This window comes from Leisingera thetidis (genome assembly GCF_025857195.1).
Lineage (GTDB): Bacteria > Pseudomonadota > Alphaproteobacteria > Rhodobacterales > Rhodobacteraceae > Leisingera > Leisingera thetidis.
Map to the genome: position 1 here is coordinate 2,663,408 of NZ_CP109787.1, position 18,887 is coordinate 2,682,294.

18 protein-coding genes are annotated in these 18,887 nt (G+C 67.8%); 8 read left to right on the plus strand and 10 right to left on the minus strand.

All coding sequences use genetic code 11. The annotated features are described in order from the left end of the window. Window positions 1-21 precede the first annotated feature (21 nt). Window positions 22-1,701, plus strand: coding sequence for an adenylate/guanylate cyclase domain-containing protein (locus OKQ63_RS12795; protein ID WP_264210460.1), 1,680 nt, complete (start codon window positions 22-24; stop codon window positions 1,699-1,701). 232 nt (window positions 1,702-1,933) lie between these two features. Beyond that, the gene (locus OKQ63_RS12800; protein ID WP_264210461.1) at window positions 1,934-4,009 is read left to right on the plus strand and encodes a bifunctional sulfate adenylyltransferase/adenylylsulfate kinase; all 2,076 of its coding nucleotides are present in this window, start codon (window positions 1,934-1,936) and stop codon (window positions 4,007-4,009) included. A 149-nt stretch (window positions 4,010-4,158) separates the two neighbouring features. Here the strand turns inward: OKQ63_RS12800 and OKQ63_RS12805 are convergent, their stop codons facing one another. Beyond that, the gene (locus tag OKQ63_RS12805) at window positions 4,159-4,866 is read right to left on the minus strand and encodes a helix-turn-helix transcriptional regulator (RefSeq protein WP_264210462.1); all 708 of its coding nucleotides are present in this window, start codon (window positions 4,864-4,866) and stop codon (window positions 4,159-4,161) included. A gap of 87 nt (window positions 4,867-4,953) precedes the next feature. On the opposite strand from OKQ63_RS12805, the gene OKQ63_RS12810 reads away from it, so the two are divergent. Further along, window positions 4,954-5,898 carry an alpha/beta fold hydrolase gene (locus tag OKQ63_RS12810; protein ID WP_264210463.1) on the plus strand — a complete coding sequence of 315 codons (945 nt, stop codon included), beginning with the start codon at window positions 4,954-4,956 and terminating at the stop codon, window positions 5,896-5,898. 158 nt (window positions 5,899-6,056) lie between these two features. Here OKQ63_RS12810 and OKQ63_RS12815 read toward each other — a convergent pair whose 3' ends face one another. From OKQ63_RS12815 to OKQ63_RS12830, 4 genes are all read right to left on the minus strand, one after another. Next, entirely contained in the window at window positions 6,057-6,941 is an 885-nt protein-coding gene (locus OKQ63_RS12815) for a PhzF family phenazine biosynthesis protein (RefSeq protein ID WP_264210464.1), read from the minus strand. Then, window positions 6,938-8,077 carry a peptidoglycan-binding domain-containing protein gene (locus tag OKQ63_RS12820; protein WP_264210465.1) on the minus strand — a complete coding sequence of 380 codons (1,140 nt, stop codon included), beginning with the start codon at window positions 8,075-8,077 and terminating at the stop codon, window positions 6,938-6,940. Before OKQ63_RS12820 ends, OKQ63_RS12815 begins: the two co-directional genes overlap by 4 nt. A 124-nt stretch (window positions 8,078-8,201) precedes the next feature. After that, window positions 8,202-8,426, minus strand: coding sequence for a DUF1150 domain-containing protein (locus OKQ63_RS12825; RefSeq protein ID WP_264210466.1), 225 nt, complete (start codon window positions 8,424-8,426; stop codon window positions 8,202-8,204). A gap of 5 nt (window positions 8,427-8,431) precedes the next feature. After that, window positions 8,432-8,845 carry an Hsp20 family protein gene (locus OKQ63_RS12830; protein ID WP_264210467.1) on the minus strand — a complete coding sequence of 138 codons (414 nt, stop codon included), beginning with the start codon at window positions 8,843-8,845 and terminating at the stop codon, window positions 8,432-8,434. 181 nt (window positions 8,846-9,026) lie between these two features. On the opposite strand from OKQ63_RS12830, the gene OKQ63_RS12835 reads away from it, so the two are divergent. The 5 genes from OKQ63_RS12835 (at window position 9,027) to OKQ63_RS12855 (ending at window position 14,459) form a co-directional block, all read left to right on the plus strand. Next, window positions 9,027-9,251 (plus strand): YdcH family protein, encoded by a 225-nt coding sequence (locus tag OKQ63_RS12835; RefSeq protein ID WP_264210468.1) that lies wholly within the window; start codon window positions 9,027-9,029, stop codon window positions 9,249-9,251. A 129-nt stretch (window positions 9,252-9,380) separates the two neighbouring features. After that, window positions 9,381-11,165 (plus strand): SLC13 family permease, encoded by a 1,785-nt coding sequence (locus OKQ63_RS12840; RefSeq protein WP_264210469.1) that lies wholly within the window; start codon window positions 9,381-9,383, stop codon window positions 11,163-11,165. Window positions 11,166-11,361: 196 nt separating this feature from the next. Continuing rightward, window positions 11,362-12,642, plus strand: coding sequence for a uracil-xanthine permease family protein (locus OKQ63_RS12845; protein WP_264210470.1), 1,281 nt, complete (start codon window positions 11,362-11,364; stop codon window positions 12,640-12,642). Between the two features lie 259 nt (window positions 12,643-12,901). Further along, window positions 12,902-13,390, plus strand: coding sequence for a 5-(carboxyamino)imidazole ribonucleotide mutase (gene purE, locus OKQ63_RS12850; protein WP_264210471.1), 489 nt, complete (start codon window positions 12,902-12,904; stop codon window positions 13,388-13,390). Continuing rightward, the gene (locus OKQ63_RS12855; protein ID WP_264210472.1) at window positions 13,383-14,459 is read left to right on the plus strand and encodes a 5-(carboxyamino)imidazole ribonucleotide synthase; all 1,077 of its coding nucleotides are present in this window, start codon (window positions 13,383-13,385) and stop codon (window positions 14,457-14,459) included. The genes purE and OKQ63_RS12855 overlap by 8 nt, the downstream gene beginning before the upstream one ends. 74 nt (window positions 14,460-14,533) lie before the next feature. Here the strand turns inward: OKQ63_RS12855 and OKQ63_RS12860 are convergent, their stop codons facing one another. The 5 genes from OKQ63_RS12860 to OKQ63_RS12880 all read right to left on the minus strand — a co-directional run bounded on the left by OKQ63_RS12860 (window position 14,534) and on the right by OKQ63_RS12880 (window position 18,771). After that, window positions 14,534-15,157, minus strand: a complete 624-nt coding sequence (locus tag OKQ63_RS12860) for an RNA ligase family protein (protein ID WP_264210473.1) — start codon at window positions 15,155-15,157, stop codon at window positions 14,534-14,536. Between the two features lie 143 nt (window positions 15,158-15,300). Next, window positions 15,301-16,449, minus strand: a complete 1,149-nt coding sequence (locus OKQ63_RS12865; RefSeq protein WP_264210474.1) for an alpha-D-ribose 1-methylphosphonate 5-triphosphate diphosphatase — start codon at window positions 16,447-16,449, stop codon at window positions 15,301-15,303. Next, window positions 16,446-17,222, minus strand: coding sequence for an esterase/lipase family protein (locus tag OKQ63_RS12870; RefSeq protein WP_264210475.1), 777 nt, complete (start codon window positions 17,220-17,222; stop codon window positions 16,446-16,448). Before OKQ63_RS12870 ends, OKQ63_RS12865 begins: the two co-directional genes overlap by 4 nt. Window positions 17,223-17,267: 45 nt before the next feature. After that, window positions 17,268-18,140, minus strand: a complete 873-nt coding sequence (locus OKQ63_RS12875) for a DMT family transporter (protein ID WP_264210476.1) — start codon at window positions 18,138-18,140, stop codon at window positions 17,268-17,270. 49 nt (window positions 18,141-18,189) lie between these two features. Continuing rightward, window positions 18,190-18,771: a GNAT family N-acetyltransferase gene (locus OKQ63_RS12880; RefSeq protein WP_264210477.1), complete on the minus strand. Its 582-nt coding sequence runs from the start codon at window positions 18,769-18,771 to the stop codon at window positions 18,190-18,192. Between the last annotated feature and the right edge of the window lie 116 nt (window positions 18,772-18,887).

An 18,887-nucleotide genomic window follows, 5' to 3' on the forward strand; every position in this document is an offset into this window, starting at 1 on the left:
CGCGGCACGGGAGAACCTGGGGTGGCAGGCGCGCTCTGGCAAGGCAATTGGATCAGCCGCACCCGGATCATCTCCGGGCTGGTGCTGTTCACCTATGCTTTCTTTCATTTCATCAACATCGGCCTGGGGCTGCTGTCGCCGGCCTGGATGGCGGACTTCCAGGACATCCGCCAGCTGATCACCCGCAGCCTCCTGGGCAGCCTGGTCCTTTATGCCGCGCTGATCCTGCATGCCGGGCTGGCGCTGTGGAACCTGGGCCGCCGCCGCAGCCTGAAGCTGCGCTTTGGCGAGGCGCTGCAGACCCTGCTCGGCTTCCTGATCCCGCTGCAGCTGCTCAGCCATCTGGTGTTCACCCGCTATTCCCACGAAATCTACGGCGTCAATGACGAGATGCCCTATGTCATCGTGCTGATGTGGAACTCGCCCGAGGTCTGGCAGCAGAGCGCGCTCTTGCTGGCGGTGTGGATCCACGGCTGCATCGGCCTGCACTACTGGCTGCGGCTGACCCGCTGGTGGCGGCGGCTGATCCCCTGGATGGCGGGGCTGGCCGTCTTTGTCCCCGGCTTTGCCCTGGCCGGGCTGCTGACCGAAGGCCGCCGGATTTATGATCTGTTCGTTGAAGGCAGCCGGCGGCCGGACCTGATGGCCGGTTTCAACTGGCCCGGCCGCGACGATTTCGCCGCCCTGTACCAGACGGATGGCCGCTGGTTCACGGCCTTTCTGGTCCTGCTGGGGCTGGCGGCGGCGGCCCATGTTCTGAACCGGCTGCTGCGGCGCCGCCGCGCCGTGCAGATCCGCTATGCCTTCGGGCCGGAGATCCGCGCCGAACGCGGTATGACGCTGCTGGAAATGTCCCGCGCCCACGGCGTCCAGCACACCTCGCTCTGCGGCGGCAAGGGGCGCTGCACCACCTGCCGGGTGGTGATCGACGACGGCGCCGAAGACCTGCCGCCGCCCGCGCCGCCCGAGGCCCGCAGCCTGGCCGCGGTCAAGGCGCCCGGCAACATGCGGCTGGCCTGCCAGATCCGCCCCCAGGCGCCGCTCACCGTCACCCGCATGTTCCGCCCCGACGGGCGCAAGGGCCGCGCCCATGCCAGCCAGGGCAGCGAACAGCAGCTGGCGATCCTGTTCCTCGACATGCGCGGCTTCACCGCCCGCACCGCAGGCCAGCTGCCCTATGACGTGGTGTTCCTGCTCAACCGCTTCTTCGACGCCATCGTGCCCGCGATCGTGGCGGCCGGCGGCACCGTCGACAAATACCTCGGCGACGGGCTGCTGGCGCTGTTCGAAGCGCAGACGCCCGCCCGCTCGGCCCGCGCAGCCCTAGATGCCGCCACCGCCATCGGCACCGCGCTGCAGGACTTCAACGCGCAGCTGGCGGCGGACGGCGAGCCGGCAATCCGCATCGGCATCGGCCTGCATCTGGGCGAACTGGTGCTGGGCGAGATCGGCAGCGCCGGCCATGCGCCGCGCACCATCATCGGCGGCAGTGTCAACACCGCCAGCCGCCTGGAGGCCCAGACCAAGGAGCTGGGAATCGAACTGCTGATTTCCGCCCGCGTGCTGCAGGCCGCCGGATACGGCCTGGACGGGTTTGCCCTGCGGGAATTCCGGCTCCGGGGCGTTGCCGAGCCGCTGTCCGCCCTGCCGGTGGAGCATGCCGCCGCCCTGCCGCGGACCCTGGCCGCGGGACAGCGTTGAGCCGGCGGCGCCTCTTTGGGAACACCTGTTTCGCCGCACCGGCACCGCCCGCATGAAGCATGCCGGCAAACAAGCCCGGCGAGAATTTTCTGCCGCGCGGCCCGCCTGCGTTGCCGCAATGCCACGCAGGCAAAAATCCGCAATCCGGCCCGATTTGCACTTTGCTTCCGCAGCAAACCATGCAATGCGTTCACGCGTGAACACACTTTGACCCGCTGACCGCCGCTGACTCATGACCGTATCCCTGGAAACACCCAGCCCCGAAGGGGAAGACCTGCTCTTCCGTCTCCTGCGCCAGCTTGATGCGGCGCCGGATGCGTCGCAGCGGACCACCGCCGCGGCGCTGGGGATTTCGCTGGGGCGGCTCAACACGCAGCTGCGCGTGGCCGCGGATTCCGGCCTGATCACCGTCAGCAGCCGCCCCGGCCCCGACAAGCGGCAGCGGTTTGCCTATTCGCTGACCTCCCGGGGTGCAGCGGAAAAAGTGCGTCTCACCGATCAATTCCTCGCCCGCAAGCTCGCAGAATACAACGCGCTGCACGCGGAACTTACCGGCACCGCAAGCGGCCTGCCCCCTCTCAAGCACAGGACCCATCCCATGCAAAGCAACCTGGCTCCCATTCCAGAGCTCTATGTTTCCTATGAAAGCGCGCAGAAACTGAAAGTCGAAGCGGCAGAACTGACCAGCTGGGACCTGACCCCGCGCCAGATCTGCGACCTCGAACTGCTGATGAACGGCGGCTTCAACCCGCTCAAGGGCTTTCTGACCGAGCAGGACTACAACGGCGTGGTCGACAACATGCGTCTGGCCGACGGCACCCTGTGGCCGATGCCGATCAACCTGGATGTGTCCGAAGACTTTGCCGCCTCGCTGGAGCCGGGCCAGGACATCGCGCTGCGCGACCAGGAAGGCGTGATCCTCGCCACCATGACCGTGACCGACAACTGGGTGCCGAACAAGGCGAAAGAGGCCGAGAAGGTCTTTGGCGCCGATGACGACGCGCACCCGGCGGTGAACTACCTGCACAACCAGGCCGGCAAGGTCTACCTGGGCGGCCCGGTCACCGGCATCCAGCAGCCGATCCACTATGACTTCCGCGGCCGCCGCGACACCCCGAACGAGCTGCGCGCCTACTTCCGCAAGCTGGGCTGGCGCAAGGTCGTCGCCTTCCAGACCCGCAACCCGCTGCACCGCGCCCACCAGGAGCTGACCTTCCGCGCCGCGCGCGAAGCCCAGGCCAACCTGCTGATCCACCCGGTTGTCGGCATGACCAAACCGGGCGACGTCGACCACTTCACCCGCGTGCGCTGCTATGAAGCCGTGCTGGACAAATACCCGGCCGCCACCACCTCGATGAGCCTGCTGAACCTGGCGATGCGCATGGCCGGCCCGCGCGAGGCGGTCTGGCACGGCCTGATCCGCAAGAACCACGGCTGCACCCACTTCATCGTCGGCCGCGACCACGCAGGCCCCGGCAAGAACTCCGCCGGCGACGACTTCTATGGCCCCTATGACGCGCAGGACCTGTTCCGCGAGTATCAGAAGGAAATGGGCATCGAAATGGTCGACTTCAAGCACATGGTCTATGTGCAGGAGCGCGCCCAGTACGAGCCGAACGACGAAATCGCCGACCGCGACAACGTCACCATCCTGAACATCTCCGGCACCGAACTGCGCCGCCGCCTGGCCGAAGGCCTGGAAATCCCCGAGTGGTTCTCCTTCCCCGAGGTGGTCAAGGAACTGCGCCGCACCAAGCCGCCGCGCTCCAAGCAGGGCTTCACCGTGTTCTTCACCGGCTTCTCCGGCTCCGGCAAATCCACCATCGCCAACGCGCTGATGGTCAAGCTGATGGAAATGGGCGGCCGCCCGGTCACCCTGCTGGACGGCGACATCGTTCGTAAGAACCTGTCGAGCGAGCTGGGCTTCTCGAAAGAGCACCGCGACCTCAACATCCGCCGCATCGGCTATGTCGCCTCCGAGATCACCAAGAACGGCGGCATCGCCATCTGTGCGCCGATCGCGCCTTATGCCACCACCCGCCGCGCGGTGCGCGAGGACGTGGAAGCCTTCGGCGCCTTTGTCGAAGTGCACGTCGCCACCACGATCGAGGAATGCGAGCGCCGCGACCGCAAGGGCCTGTACAAGCTGGCCCGCGAAGGCAAGATCAAGGAGTTCACCGGCATCTCCGACCCCTACGACGTGCCGCAGAACCCGGAGCTGTCGGTCGAGACCGAAAACGTCGACGTCGACAACTGCGCCCACCAGGTGCTGCTGAAGCTGGAAAGCATGGGTCTGATCAAGGCCTGAGCCTGACGGCAGCGAGAAACAGGAACGGCCCGCCCCTTGGCGGGCCGTTTTTCATTCCTGGGACGACCGGCTCTGGCGAAGGTTTTCTGATCCGCCCCTGCGCGCGCTTCGGCGGATCCCGCGCGGCCTGCGTCCGCCGGCCAAGCCTGTTAGCGGATCGGGCGCACACCATCGTCAAAGGTCACGTGCCGCCTTCGAAACGTTGCGCCCTCGACGCATTCCGGCTCGCTGATCCGGTCCATCCGGAAATGCCGGAAGTCCTGCCGCGCCGGGTCCCAGGCGACCAAATACCAGATCGGCGGCAGGATCAGCATGGCTTGCGGCTCAACCTGCCGGGTGGTTTCGGCCCCCTTTGCGTCGCGATAGCGGAACCGCAAGTGGAGCCGCTTCAGAAACGCCGGCTCAAAGGCGGACAACAGCGCGCGATCCATTTGCCCCAGATCGGAAATGCCGACTTGCGGCGCCAGCGTCCCGACGTAGAGGCAATCCAGAAACCGGCGCAGGTCGCGGACCTTGTCCGAAGGCAGCGACTTCTCGATCTTGGCCAGCCCGGTGTCGGCCAGGCCCGAGAACGGCAGGTTCCCGGCCGCCCGCATGCTCGCGACACTGATCAGAAGCGCAAAGACTTCGGCCACGGACAGGCGGGCCGTGGTCTGGACCGACTCCGGATCAAGATAGAGCCCGCCGCCGCGGCCGGGCTCGGAATGGATGACGTATCCCTCGTCCCGCAGCGCTGCGATGTCGCGCAGGACCGTGCGGCGCGAAGCGCCAACTTCGCGCGCCAAGGCGCCGGCAGTCGAGGTCCCGTTGCGGCGGAGAGTGCGGACAATGGCGTCTTGGCGGATGCGGGTATTCATTTCCGTCGGTTACCACTGAATGGTGTCAAAATTTGTCACCGTAAGAGCTTAAGCCCTGTCCGGCATGTTCAGCAAGGAGACAACGCGATGCTTACCCCAGACAATTTCCCCGCCCCCGCATTTGTGCCGGCAAACGGCGTAGAGCTTGAAGTTTTCGAAACTGGCCAAGAGAATGCCGGCCGGCCGGTAGTGCTCTGCCACGGCTGGCCGGAGCATGCCTATTCCTGGCGGCATCAGATGCCCGCCCTTGCCGCTGCGGGCTATCATGTCATTGTCCCCAACCAGCGCGGCTATGGAAACTCGGCCTGCCCGGCAGAGGTCACGGAGTATGACATCGGCAAGCTGACCGCCGATCTCGCGGCCCTCCTCGACCACTATGGCTATAAAGACGCCGTCTTTGCTGGCCATGACTGGGGGGCCAATGTGGTCTGGGGGATGGCGCAGCTGTACCCGGACAGGGTGTCCAGGATCATCAACCTGGCCCTGCCGTACCAGCCGCGCACCCCGAAACCCTGGATCGCGTTCATGGAGGAGATTTTCGGAGGCGACAATTATTTCGTTCACTTCAACCGGCAGCCGGGTGTCGCGGACGCCGTGCTGGACAGCAACGCGCCCGGCTTCCTCCGCAACTTGTTCCGCAAGAATCTGCCCCCGGCGCCGCCCGCGCCCGGCATGATGATGATCAACCTCGCCCAGGCGGAACACCCGCTGGGCGATCCCGTGATGCATGACGGCGACCTCGCGGTCTTCATTGCCGCGTTTGAGAAGACAGGCTTCACAAGCAGCATCAACTGGTACCGGAATCTCGACCGTAACTGGCACATCCTGGCGGACGCCGATCCCGTCATTCACCAGCCTGCGCTGATGATCTACGGCGACCGCGATGCGATCCCGAAATCCGAAAACCTGGCCGAGTTCGTGCCGAACGCCGACGTGGTCAGCCTCGACTGCGGCCATTGGATACAGCAGGAGAAGCCGCAGGAGACCACCGGCGCGATCTTGAACTGGCTGGCCAAGAACGCCGCCGCCTAGCTTGCCGCATCCCGCCGCAACAGGCGGCACGGCTGCCCGCTGGCGCAATCGGCGGGCAAGTCGGAAAAAGGGAGCCGCCCGCCGGCGCCCCGGACCGGACAGCACGCAAGGAGGCTGGGCGCCGGCAGAGCGGACACCGTTGCCCGCCCTGCCGGCGGCTACAGCGCCTCCGGCAGATCCGCCGTGCCGCGCATCAGCACAAAGCCTTTGCCGGCCACCCGCACGCCCTCAATCGCCTCCGGCGTTCCAACCCGCGCCACCCGCGCCCGGCCGGGGCGGCCCATCCCGTGGCCCTGCTCGGCGGTGAACTCCGCCTTCTGCATCAGCCCGTGGCGCCACAGGTAGGATGCCATCGCGCCGGTGGCCGAGCCGGTGAACGGGTCTTCCGGCGGGCTCGGCGGCGCCATCAGCAGGCGCGAGAAGGTGTCGCCCGCCTCCGTCGCCCCCTCCAGCACCACCAGAAACGGCTCCATCATGTCGATGCCGTCAGCGCCAATCGATTTGCCCAGCACCGCCAGCGCCTCCAGGTTCAGCTCCGCCGCCTCCAGTGCGGCGCGGCTCTTCAGCACGGTGACGCAGAACGGCAGCCCGGTGGAGACCTTCTGCGGCCGCCCCGCGATCGCCTCCACCGGCAGCGACACCGCCGCCGCCACCAGTTCCGGATCGGCAAAGGGGCCGAACTCCGGCGCCACCTGGGTCATCTCGATCAGACCGCCGTCCAGCCGCACCGGCACGATCCCGGCGCCGGTTTCCAGCGTGATACTATCGCCCTGGAACAGCCCCCGGTCCCGCATCGCCGCCACCGTGGCGATGGTTGGATGGCCGGCAAAGGGGATCTCGCGGCTGGCGAGGAAATAGCGCACCTTCACATCCGCCGCCTCCGACGGGCCGGTAAAGGTGCATTCCACCAGCGAGGTCTCCCGCACATAAGCGGTGCAGACCGCCTCCGGCAGATGCGCCCCGCCATGCACCACCGCACAGCCGTTGCCGCCAAAGGCGCGGTCCGAAAATGCATCCACCCAGTCGAAATCAAACCTGTTCATAGCTTCTTCCTTTTGGAAATCTCCTTGCCGGGACGTGCATCTCCCGCCCCAAGCATTTCCCCGATTTCATCCTCGAACTGCTCAACCGGCAACCCGAAACTCTCCTCAAATGCGCGCCGCCAGGAAAGGCCCGCCCCTTGTTTCCGCCAGTAACTGAATACCGCGTCTTCCCCGTGGCGCGCAGCCAGCACCCGAGCCGCATAATGCGCCAGGTCATAGGCCTCATAGGACAGGCTCTTTCGTTCTTCGCGCAGGTCCCGCAGCCTGCTCCCTGAAGCTCTGGCTTTCCAGCGCAAAACCTCCATCCGCTCCGGCTTTGCATAGCCATGAGCATCCAGAAACTTTTCGCGCACGAGCTCTGCGGCACCTTCATCCAGCCACAAGACGCCTTCCTTGCCCCAGACAGCAGGATGCCGCTTGCGCAGACCGTATTCTCCGGTAACCTCCGCCTGCCATAGGTGCACATACTCATGGGCGATGACAGGACCAAGCCAGCGGTAGCTGCTCTTCAGCCAATCCTCATCGTAAGCACTCTCTTGCGCCCAGCAAATAAAGAACATCCCCGGAAATGCCTTGGCCGAGTACCCGCGCTCAATAGTACACGCACGCTGGATCGGTTTCGTAAACCTCACCGGACGCCAGCCAAGCTGCCGGACCAGTTGCTTCATCTGCCGGGTCATGGCGCTGGCACTGCTGGCCGCTGCGATGCCAGGCCGGGTCGCCATCGGCATCCCCATGTCACGGGTCATAAAGGTCATCACCTTGCTATGGTTGATCCGCAGAGCCGCTTCGACCAGACTGTCCTGAGCCTGAACCACCGGAGCTTGGCGGCTGGGCAAATACTGTTTCAAAGAATACCGCAGCACCGGCAGTTCGCGGCACCAATGGACTGCCTCCGCCCTGCTCAGCGGTGGCAGGGCTTGCAGGCCAGCTGGCAGCCTTTCCCCCTGTTCCTCTTTCATTTGCCGCCAGGCCTGGCGGGTCTTGGGTCCCACAAGCCCATCGGCGGGCCCTGGATCCAACCCCAACCCGGCCAGCTGCCGTTGCACGCATTCCACAAACGGATCGGCTGCAGCAGGTGCGGCCTGCACTGCCAAGCCCAGCACCGCAGCGGCAAGCCGGAGAACCAGGATCATGAAACAGCCTCCCTGAAACAAACCAGGCCCCCAGAATGGGAGCCTGACTGCTGAAATATCAAGCGGTTTCCGGCAAATGCAGCGGTGCCTGTGGCAGGATCAATGCACAGGCGCCAAGCCCCGCCTAGTGCACCGGCACCGGCGTCATGTCGTTCTGCCGCGCCAGCACAAAGGCCATCCGGCGGTCGGCCACCAGCGCCAGCTGCTCTCCTCCGGCGTCATGGACCGCATAAAGCAGCTCGCGTTCGCCCGCGCTGTCCTGCACTTCCTTGGGCAGATCCGCCACCGCAACCGCCTTCACATAGACGGTCCGGTCTGCGCCCTCTTTGAAGTCAAACGGTGTATGCATTGCTCTTACCCCTTTCTGATGCTGATCGTCTGGACCACGGTTTCGGGCCGGGCACGGGTCAGATCCACATGCAAGAGCCCGTTTTCCATCACCGCCTCGCCGACTTCGACGCCGTCCGCCAGCACGAACATGCGCTGGAACTGGCGCGCCGCGATGCCGCGGTGCAGGAACACCCGCCCCTCGCTGTCGTCGCGCTGGCGGCCGCGGATCACCAGCTGGCGGTCCTCGACGGTGATCGCCAGATCCTCCTCGGCAAAACCGGCCACGGCCAGGGTGATGCGGTAGGAATGCTCCGACGTCTGTTCGATATTATACGGCGGATAGCCTTCATTGCCCGACTTGGCCGAGCGTTCCAGCAAGCGTTCCAGCTGCTCGAACCCCAGCATGTGCGGGTAGGAGCCCAAGGTAAGTTTCGACACGTTGTTCGTCCTTTATGCCAAAGCGACGGATGCGCACGGCCCCGCTGACGGCAGCCGCTTCCAGAAGAATATGGGAAGTTCCTGCTGGATTCACAAGAGCATGTGCCCATAGGTCTAGCGGAAAAGCTGTTAACGAAGTATCTTCGCCCATACTTCATTCACCAGCCTGATTGAGTCGCCCATGAACGCCCCCACAGATGTGTCGATGAAGACCGATGAGGTCCTGAAAGTTGAGCTGGAGGTTTTCCGCAGGCAGCACCGTGATCTGGACGAGGCGATCAGCGCGCTGGAAGAGCGCGGCACCGCCGACCAGCTGACGATCCGCCGCCTGAAGAAGCAGAAGCTCACCCTCAAGGACAAGATCGCCCTGATCGAGGACCGCCTGACCCCGGACATCATCGCCTGAGCGCCCCCCTGACCGGACGGCGGCGCGGCCCGCACCGACCGGGCCGCGGCCTGCTGCCGGCCGCCCGCGCCGCCGCCCGCGGCGCTCCTTCCGCGCCGGCCGCCGCCGGCCTTGCAGGACTGCCCGCCGATGTTCTTTGACCTTGGCCCCGCCGCCCCCTATGCCGCGCTGGCGCTGATCCTGGCGGTGTTCGCCGCCTTTCTCAGCGAACGCCGCCCGGCAGAGGTCACCGCCTTTTTCGGCGCCGCGGTGGCGCTGGCGCTGGGGCTGGCCTCTGCCGATGACGTGCTGGCCGCCGCCGCCAACCCCGCGCTGGCCACCATTGCCGCGATGTTCATCCTCAGCTCGGCGCTGGTGCGCACCGGCACGCTCGAGGTGATGATCGCGGCGCTGTCGCGGCTGGCCCGGCGCCGCCCGGCGCTGGCGGTGGCGGCGCTGATGGGCACCGCCGCGGCGGCCTCCGCCTTTCTCAACAACACGCCGGTGGTGATGGTGCTGATCCCGGTCGCCATCGGCCTTGCCCGGCAGCTGGGCACGGTGCCGTCGCGGCTGCTGATGCCGCTGTCCTTCATGGTGATCCTCGGCGGCACGGTGACGCTGATCGGCACCTCCACCAACCTGCTGATCGACGGGCTGGCCCGCGACCTCGGGATGCGTCCCTTCGGCCTGTTCGAGATCGCGCCGCTGGGGCTGCTGCTGGCGCTGTCGGGCGCCGCCTTCCTGGCGCTGGCGGCGCCGCGGCTGCTGCCGGACCGCGGCACCGTGCTCTCCGGCGCCGCCGGGCGCGACAGCCGCGCCTGGCTGGCCGACCTGTTCGTCCCCGAGGGCTCGCCGCTGACCGGCACCGCGCCGCTGGCAATCCAGGCGCTGAAACGCGGCGGCGGCCGGGTCGCCGACGTGATCCGCGGCGGCGCCTCGCTGCGGCGGGACCTGGCGGCGGTGCGGCTGCAGCCCGGCGACGTGATCGTGCTCAAGACCCGCGACACCGAGATCGCAGGCCTGCGCGACGGCGCCGCCCGCGGCCTGCTGCTGCCCGGGCTGGAGGCCGCCGGCCTGCGCCGCTCGCAGCTGATGGAGCTGCTGGTCGCCCCCGGCTCCAAGGCGGCGGGGCGCAGGCTGAGCGCGCTGCGCTGGCGCCGCCGCTTCGGGGTCTACCCGCTGGCGCTGCACCGGCGCGGCGAGACCGTCGGCGCCCGGCTCGAGGACACCCCGCTGCAGGCCGGCGACACCCTGCTGGTCGACGGCGCCGCCGCGGACATCGCCCGGCTGGCCGCCGACCAGCGGCTGATCCAGCTGGCGCCCAGCCCGGCCCGCGCCTACCGCCGGGCCAAGGCGCCGCTGGCAATCGCGGTGCTGGCGGCGGTGGTGCTGCTGGCCGCCATCGGCGCCGCGCCGGTGCTGCCGCTGGCGCTGATCGGCGCCGCGCTGGTGCTGGCCACCGGCTGCATCGAGGCCGACGAGGCGATGGCCGCCGTCGACGGGCGGCTGATCCTGCTGATCGTGTCGATGCTGGTGCTGGGCAAGGCGCTGGACAATTCCGGCGTCATCGCGCTGGCCACCGGCGCCCTGGCCCCGGCGCTGCAGGGCAGCCCGCCCTGGGTGGCGCTGCTGCTGGTCTATGCCGCGACTTCGGTGCTGACGGAATTGGTCTCCAACAACGCCGTCGCGGTGCTGATGGCGCCGCTGGCCGCCGGTCTTGCCGCCGCGCTCGGCGCGGATCCCCGGCCCTTCGTGATCGCGGTGATGTTTGCCGCCTCGGCCAGCTTTGCCACCCCGGTCGGCTACCAGACCAACACGCTGGTCTACAACGCCGGCGGCTACCGCTTCACCGACTTCCTGCGCCTCGGGCTGCCGATGAACATCCTGGCCGGCGCGGTCTCGGTTGCCGCCATTCCGCTGTTCTGGCCGCTCTGAGCGCCCGCCCCCGCACCGGCCCCGCACCGCCCCCGCACCGGCCCCGCACCGGGCGCCCGCATCGGCCCCGTAGCGCCGGCCGCCAAATGGATGGCCAAAGCGCGCATTTGCGGTTAGGAGCAGCCCGAATTCGTGCCAGAGCCGCCCCGGCGGCGGCCCGCGCACGGTCCGCAACACCGCATAGAGCGAGCCGAACATGACCGCCACGAGGGATCACGCCCCGGCGCCTGCCGCGCAGGACGCCGATTACAATTTCACTCCGAAACAGGCGCTGGCCGGCGCCCAGATGCTGTTCGTCGCCTTCGGCGCGCTGGTGCTGGTGCCGCTGCTGACCGGGCTCGACGCCAGTGTCGCCCTGTTCACCGCGGGCCTTGGCACGCTGATCTTCCAGATCGCCACCCGCGGCCAGGTGCCGGTGTTCCTGGCCTCCTCCTTTGCCTTCATCGCGCCGATCATCCACGGCGTGCAGACCTGGGGCATGGCGGCCACCACCGGCGGGCTGGCGGCGGCCGGGCTGCTGTATGTGCTGCTCAGCTTTGCCATCCGCGCCTTCGGCACCGGCTTCCTGCACCGGCTGCTGCCGCCGGTGGTGGTCGGCCCTGTCATCATGGTGATCGGCCTGTCGCTGGCGCCGGTCGCGGTCAACATGGCCACCGGCCTGGCCGGCGAGACCCAGGTGATGCCGCGCAGCACCGCGCTGATCCTGGCCGCAATCGCGCTCGGCACCACCATGCTGACCGCGATCCTGGGCCGCGGCATCATGCGCATCGTGCCGATCCTGGCCGGCGTCGCCGCGGGCTATGCCGCGGCGCTGGTCTGGGGCGCGGCAACCGGCGACAGCCTGGTCAGCTTTGCCGCCCTTTCCGGCGCGCCCTGGTTCAAGGTGCCCGGCTTTGCCGCGCCCGAGTTCAACCTGGCCGCCATCCTGTTCATCCTGCCGGTCGCCATCGCCCCCGCGATCGAGCATTTCGGCGACATCCTGGCGATCTCCAATGTGACCAAGCGCGACTACATGGAGAAACCCGGCATCCAGAACACCATGCTTGGCGACGGCCTCGCCACCGCCGCCGCGGGCCTGTTGGGCGGGCCGCCCAACACCACCTATTCCGAGGTCACCGGCGCCGTCACCCTGACCCGCGCCTTCAACCCGGCGATCATGACCTGGGCGGCGCTGTTCGCCATCGCGCTCTCCTTCATCGGCAAGCTGTCGGGCGCCCTGGCAACCATCCCGATGCCGGTGATGGGCGGCATCATGATCCTGTTGTTCGGCATGGTCACCGTGGTCGGCCTCAGCGTGCTGGCGAAACTGGGCGAGGCGCTGACCCAGGCGCGCAACATGGTGATCGTCTCCACCGTGCTGATCATCGGCCTCGGCGGGCTGACGCTGCAGTTCGGCGAAGGCTTCACCCTGGCGGGCATCGGCCTGTCGGGTGTGGCCGGCCTGCTGCTGAACCTGATCCTGCCGCAGGAGCGCTGACCCGCAGCTGCGGCTGCCGCCCGGCCCTGCGCGCCGCCCGCGCCGCGCATCCGCGCGGCGCCACGCCCAACCGCAAGGCGGTGCAGCTCTGCTGCATCCCGCGCGGGCGGGAGCCTCCCCTGCGCACGGGCTGCGGCAAAGCGCCAAAGCACGCGAATAAAGGCCCGAAACCCTTGGAATCCGCGCCCGCCCGCATTGCACCGAATCCCAGTTTCCCTATAGTGCGCGCTCCACAAGCCGCGACAGGAGCCAACAAGCCATGGCCGACATCAAAGTGGGCATCATCATGGGCAGCCAATCCGATTGGCCGACCCTGAAGGAAGCCGCCAATATCCTGGATGAACTGGGCGTTGCCTATGAGACCAAGATCGTCTCTGCCCACCGCACCCCGGACCGGCTGTGGACCTACGGCAAGACCGCGGCAGAGCGCGGGCTGCAGGTGATCATCGCAGGTGCCGGCGGGGCTGCCCACCTGCCCGGCATGGTGGCCTCCAAAACCCGGGTGCCGGTGGTCGGCGTGCCGGTGCAGACGCGGGCGCTGTCCGGCGTCGACTCGCTTTATTCCATCGTCCAGATGCCCAAGGGCTTCCCGGTGGCCACCATGGCGATCGGCGCGGCCGGTGCCGCCAACGCGGGCCTGATGGCCGCGGGCATCCTGGCGCTGCAGGACGCGGAGCTGGCGCAGCGGCTGGACGACTGGCGCGCGGCGCTCTCCGCCTCGATCCCGGAGGAACCCGCCGATGACTGACATGCTCTCCCCCGGCGCCGTGATCGGCATCCTCGGCGGCGGCCAGCTCGGCCGGATGCTGTCGGTCGCGGCCTCCCGGCTCGGCTTCAGGACGCATATTTTCGAGCCCGGGCTGAACCCGCCCGCGGGCCATGTCGCCGACCGCCTGACCACCGCAGGCTACGAGGACGCCGCCGCGCTGGCCGCCTTTGCGGCCTCGGTGGACGTGATCACCTACGAGTTCGAGAACATCCCGACCTCCGCCCTCGATCTGCTGGAATCGCACAAGCCGATCCGCCCGGGGCGCGAGGCGCTGCGCATCAGCCAGGACCGGCTGACCGAAAAAACCTTCCTGCAGGACCTCGGCCTGCAAACGGCGCCCTTTGCCGACATCACCGATGAGGCCAGCCTCGATGCGGCGCTCGCCGTAATCGGCGCGCCCGCGATCCTGAAGACCCGGCGCTTCGGCTATGACGGCAAGGGCCAGGCCCGCATCAAGGCGCCGGAAGACGCTGCCGAAGCACTCGCGGCCATGGCCGGCGCGCCCTCGATCCTCGAAGGCTTCGTCACTTTCAGCCACGAGGTCTCGGTGATCGCGGCCCGCGGCGTCGGCGGCGAGATCGCCTGTTTCGATCCCGGCGAGAACGTCCATCGCGACGGCATCCTGCACACCACCACCGTGCCCGCGCGCCTCAGCAAGGCGCAGCGCATGGATGCGGTGCTGATGGCCGGCAAGATCCTGAACGCGCTCGATTATGTCGGCGTGCTGGGGGTTGAGCTGTTCGTCACCCCGCAGGGGCTGATCGTCAACGAGATCGCGCCGCGGGTGCATAACTCCGGCCACTGGACCCAGAACGGCTGCACCGCCGACCAGTTCGAGCAGCACATCCGCGCGGTGGCGGGCTGGCCGCTGGGCGACGGCCAGCGGCATTCCGACGTGGTGATGGAAAACCTGATCGGCGATGACGTGGACCGCATTCCGGAACTGGCCAGGGAAGCGGATTGCGCCATCCACCTTTATGGCAAGGCCGAGGCCAAGCCGGGCCGCAAGATGGGCCATGTGAACCGGGTCGTTAAACCGCAGGACTGACCCCGCGCAGGAGACGGCTGGGGGCGCTGCCCCCAGACCCCCGGGATATTTCCAGCCAGAAGAAGCGGGCGGCCTCAGCTGAGGCCGTTTCTTGTGATCTCCGCGTTCATCCAATGCACCTCTGTCTGCACGTGGTCCGCACGGACGTACTTGGCCAGCAGGCTCTGCATTTCCGTTTCGGCAAAGCCTCTTGCTGCACGGATCACAAACCCTTCCTGCGTCTCAAGGTCCAGCCCGGATATGGTCTCTTTCAGCACAGTTTCCGAAGGCGGCCCCCGGTACAGCACCGGCACGCTCACAATCCCCAATTCACCAAACCGGACCAATGTCGCTTCCCAGGGTTGAACCACGCCATTCACGATCCAGGCAAAGCCCAGGAAATACGAGGGCAGCGCGCCATAGGCGATGGCATGACGGGCATAAAGATATTCACCGACAATTCGCTCCCCTTCCTGCAAAGAAGGAGAAATCCCGGCAGCAAATGCCTTCATCCAGTCCCGCGACGGATGATAGCGCGCATCCGGACTGCGCGGATGGCAGCCCCCGGAATGGATCGTGGTGTTTTCACCATCCATCTTCTCGGTGATGACCACCTCAGGCTCCGCCAGCAGCGCCGAGGCATCCTGCAGGATCTTGTCATCGCTGGTTGCCCCTGGTGACTGCGGCAAGTGAAAAGTGCGGCCGTATTTTCGCAGCATGTCAGTAATTACCGGTTGGTGAAAATGCTTACCCGCAACCTATCCGTGCTCAGCCTCCGCAGCAAGGCGGCCCGGTGAAAGCGGCCCCGCCGGTTTCACGCGCCGCAAAGAGGGCCATCCGGCCTGATGCGCGGCGCTCCCCCTCAGGCGAGGAAACGGCGCGCCACATCCCCCGACATGTAGCTGACCCGCCCGCCGCTGAAGGTGGCCGCGACCCGCCTGCTCTCCTTGTCCAGCACCAGTATGTCCGCGCGCTTGCCTGCCTCCAGCCGCCCGCGGTCAGCCAGCCCCAGCACCTGCGCCGGCCCGTCCGAGACCAGCCGCCAGGCGCCGGCCAGGTCCAGCAGGCCGGAGCGTTCCAGCATCAGCGCCGCGCGGCGCGGGCTGGGATAGTGGTAGTCCGAGGCCAGCGCATCGCAGAGCCCCATGGCAATCAGCTCCACCGCCGAGGCATTGCCCTTGTGCGAGCCGCCGCGCACCACGTTGGGCGAGCCGAGGATCACCGGATCCCCCGCCGCCCGCGCGGCCTCTGCCGCCTCCAGCGTTTCCGGGAATTCGGCGATCCGCGCGCCGCGCACGCGCCACTGGGCACGGTCCCCTTCGGTGCGGTCGTCGTGGCTGCCGGTGCGCACGCCGAGATCCGACAGCGCCCGGCACAGCGCATCCATCGCCGCGGGCACCTCCGCCCGGCGGGCGTGCAGGTCCTTCAGCATCTGCCAATGCGCTTCCGGATTGCGCCCCGCCTTCAGCGCCTGGCCGGTAAGCCGCGGCGGCTTCCTGCCCTGCGCCAGCCGCTCATGCGGCAGGTGGTCGTTGAACACCACATAGGGCACCGCCCAGTCCGCCACCCGGGCGGGCAGCTCAGCGCAATGGTCCAGCATGTGGATCTCGAACCGCAGCTGCGGCAGCAGGTCGGTGGCCAGGCCGCAGCGCACCGCCTTGATGGCCGCGAACACCTGCGCCGCAAACTCCGGCCCGCGCAAGCCCCCCTCCCACGAGTAGAACTGCGCCAGCACGGCGGTGGTGATTCCGTTGGCGGCCAGCTCCGCCTCGGCGGCAACGACACCTTCGGCCATCTGCTTCATCGCACCGCGCCGCGGCGCCAGGTGGCGCTCAAAGCCGTCGCCGTGCAGATCGACGATCCCCGGCAGCACCAGATAGCCGCACAGGTCCACCACGCGGCCCGCAGGCGCCTGCGCCACCAGACCCTCCGCAATGGCAATCGCGCCGCCGCGTTCCAACCCGTCCGGGCGCAGCACATCGCCGCCCTGCAAGGTCAGCTCCAAAGTCATTTCTCTGCCTCTTCGCATCCGCCATTCAGCTGGCAGGCCTCAAAGATGATCTCCTCCACCGCCGCCAGCCAGGTCAGCGACGGCTCGAACCGGCCTTCCTCGAGAAAATGCAGCGCCTGCGCCATCACCTGGGGGCTGTTCATCATGTAGGTATGGGTGACCGGCAGGGTGAGATGCGCCGCCATGCCATCCACCTTGGTGCTCTCGACCGAGACCTTGCCGTCGTCAGCACCGGGGATCAGGCTGGAGAACAGCGGGTTCAGCGTCTCGCTGCCGGCAATCACCGCCAGCTCGAAATCCACCGGCGGCAGCCGCCGCGGCAGGCTGTCCGCCCCGGTGCCCAGCTGCAGCCCGGCCGGGCCGTTGAGCAGGCCGAACACCTCCCAGTCGCCCAGCTCATCGACCAGCTCGCTGCCCTGGTTGGGCGGCCCCATCATCACCACCCGCCCCAGGGTCTCCGGGCGGTGGTCCTGCAGCCAGTGGCGCAGCAGGATGCCGCCCATCGAGTGCGTCACAACATGAACCCTCTGCGCCCCGCAGGCGGCAAAGGCCGCCGGCAGGGTATCGCCCGCCAGCACCTGGACGGTGGCTTCGGTGGAGGCATAGCCGGGCCGCACCACGGCATAGCCGCGCGACTGCAGCACCTCCTCCATCACCGCAAAGGAGGCTTCGCTGCGGGCCAGCCCATGCAGCAGGATCACGCAATCGGCAGCGGCAGGCAGCGGCAGCAGCGCCGCGGCGGACAGAAGGACGGGTTTCAGAAACGCTCTCATGCGGCCCAGATAAGCGCAAGCGCCGCCGCAGGGAAGCCCTTGCCGTCACTTGGCCGGCCGCATCCGGCGCCGCGGCGCGCGCAGCACCGCCAGCGCAATGCCGCCCAGCACCGCGGCGCTGCCAAAGACCAGCCGCAGGCCGATCGCCTCGCCCAGCAGCACGGCGCCTGCCAGAATGGCGATCACCGGCACGCTCAGCTGCACCGTGGCCGCCGCCGCAGGCTGCAGCTGCGGCAGCACCGCATACCACAGCGCATACCCCATGCCGGACGCCGCCGCCCCCGACAGGACAGCCAGAACCACGCCGTAAATGCTCGCATCCGTGCCGCCGCCCGCCAGCAGCATGACCGGCAGCATCATCGCGCTGGACCAGGCGAAATTCACCGCCGTTGCCGCCAGCGGCTGCCGCGCGCCGCGCCCCAGCAGGCTGTAGATGCCCCAGCCCAGTCCGCTGGCCGCCATCAGCAGCGACGCCGCCAGCGGCACGCCCGCGCCGTCCGCAGGCCAGACCACATAGGCCAGCCCCAGCAGCGCCAGCACCGCCCCCGCCGCCTGCAGCCCGGTGACCGGATTGCCCTTGACCAGCCCCCACAGGAACATCGAGATCTGCACCGTGCCGAACAGGATCAGCGCCCCCAGCCCGGCATCAAGATGCTGATAGGCCAGGGTGAATCCCGCCATGTACAGCGTCAGCGCCGCGCCGCCCCACAGGCTGGCAGGGCGCAGCAGCCGGTCCCGGCTCCACGCCGCCTGCCCCCGCATCCGGCACAGGAGCGCCAGCATCAGCGCGCCGGAAACCAGCCGCCACAGGCCGAACCCGGTGGCATCCATATGCCCGCCGCCGATCGCCGCCCGGCCGAGGATCGAATTGGCGGCAAAGGCCAGCATGGTGAGGGAGACAAGCAGGAACAGGCGCATGTGTCCGGGCTATCGCGGCTGGCGCCAGGCCGCCAGAGCTTTCTCCCCGTCACAGGTCGGAAAACGCCCGCGGATAGACCAGCTCCGCCTCCGGCAGGTCATCGCCCCGGCGCAGGATCAGCGTGCAGTCCAGCGGATAAGGGCTCCTGAGCTTCTGCGCCCGTTCCAGGCTGAAACCGCAGCGCCCGTAGAAGGAGGGTTTACCCAGAACCACGATGGTTTCGGGAAGCTGCCCCCCGGACGCCCCTTCCGGCATCTCATGGCATTGCGCCAATTCCCGCAGCATCCGGGAGCCGAACCGCCAAGATCTGCGATGCATCTCGTCCTTTGGCCCGCCGGCTTCCATATTCGGATTACACTCCGCCAGCCTGCCATCCTGCCATTCCGGCCGCACCGCCATCGGCGCCAGGCAAGCCCAGCCTTCCGGCGCCAGCATCCGGCTGAGGGCGAAGTAGCCTCCGATCTTGCCGTCCCAGGGTTTCTGAAACTCTGCCAGCATATCGCCATCCGCGCGCAGCTGCCGCACCAGACGCGCCTCGGCATCGGTGGGAAAGGCGGCCAGCAAAAGCGCCACGACCTCGTCAAAATGCTCTTCCCCAACGCCTGTCAGGGTATCCGGCCCGGCAACCATCCCAATCCTCCCTCATTCACCTTTGCAAAAATACTCGCGCCGCAGGCAGGCCCGCAAGGCGGGCCTTGCGCACCTGGCTGAACAAAAAGGGGCCGCCCGAAGGCAGCCCCGAATCT

What these genes read in the sequence shown, in the direction of transcription:
- OKQ63_RS12870 (WP_264210475.1), bottom strand. Translation starts at nt 17,222, where the DNA reads ATGAGAGCGTTTCTGAAACCCGTCCTTCTGTCCGCCGCGGCGCTGCTG.
- OKQ63_RS12865 (WP_264210474.1), bottom strand. Translation starts at nt 16,449, where the DNA reads ATGACTTTGGAGCTGACCTTGCAGGGCGGCGATGTGCTGCGCCCGGAC.
- OKQ63_RS12825 (WP_264210466.1), bottom strand. Translation starts at nt 8,426, where the DNA reads ATGCATACACCGTTTGACTTCAAAGAGGGCGCAGACCGGACCGTCTAT.
- OKQ63_RS12820 (WP_264210465.1), bottom strand. Translation starts at nt 8,077, where the DNA reads ATGATCCTGGTTCTCCGGCTTGCCGCTGCGGTGCTGGGCTTGGCAGTG.
- OKQ63_RS12880 (WP_264210477.1), bottom strand. Translation starts at nt 18,771, where the DNA reads ATGGTTGCCGGGCCGGATACCCTGACAGGCGTTGGGGAAGAGCATTTT.
- OKQ63_RS12840 (WP_264210469.1), top strand. Translation starts at nt 9,381, where the DNA reads ATGTTCTTTGACCTTGGCCCCGCCGCCCCCTATGCCGCGCTGGCGCTG.
- purE (WP_264210471.1), top strand. Translation starts at nt 12,902, where the DNA reads ATGGCCGACATCAAAGTGGGCATCATCATGGGCAGCCAATCCGATTGG.
- OKQ63_RS12845 (WP_264210470.1), top strand. Translation starts at nt 11,362, where the DNA reads ATGACCGCCACGAGGGATCACGCCCCGGCGCCTGCCGCGCAGGACGCC.
- OKQ63_RS12810 (WP_264210463.1), top strand. Translation starts at nt 4,954, where the DNA reads ATGCTTACCCCAGACAATTTCCCCGCCCCCGCATTTGTGCCGGCAAAC.
- OKQ63_RS12815 (WP_264210464.1), bottom strand. Translation starts at nt 6,941, where the DNA reads ATGAACAGGTTTGATTTCGACTGGGTGGATGCATTTTCGGACCGCGCC.
- OKQ63_RS12855 (WP_264210472.1), top strand. Translation starts at nt 13,383, where the DNA reads ATGACTGACATGCTCTCCCCCGGCGCCGTGATCGGCATCCTCGGCGGC.
- OKQ63_RS12805 (WP_264210462.1), bottom strand. Translation starts at nt 4,866, where the DNA reads ATGAATACCCGCATCCGCCAAGACGCCATTGTCCGCACTCTCCGCCGC.
- OKQ63_RS12875 (WP_264210476.1), bottom strand. Translation starts at nt 18,140, where the DNA reads ATGCGCCTGTTCCTGCTTGTCTCCCTCACCATGCTGGCCTTTGCCGCC.
- OKQ63_RS12860 (WP_264210473.1), bottom strand. Translation starts at nt 15,157, where the DNA reads ATGCTGCGAAAATACGGCCGCACTTTTCACTTGCCGCAGTCACCAGGG.
- OKQ63_RS12835 (WP_264210468.1), top strand. Translation starts at nt 9,027, where the DNA reads ATGAACGCCCCCACAGATGTGTCGATGAAGACCGATGAGGTCCTGAAA.
- OKQ63_RS12800 (WP_264210461.1), top strand. Translation starts at nt 1,934, where the DNA reads ATGACCGTATCCCTGGAAACACCCAGCCCCGAAGGGGAAGACCTGCTC.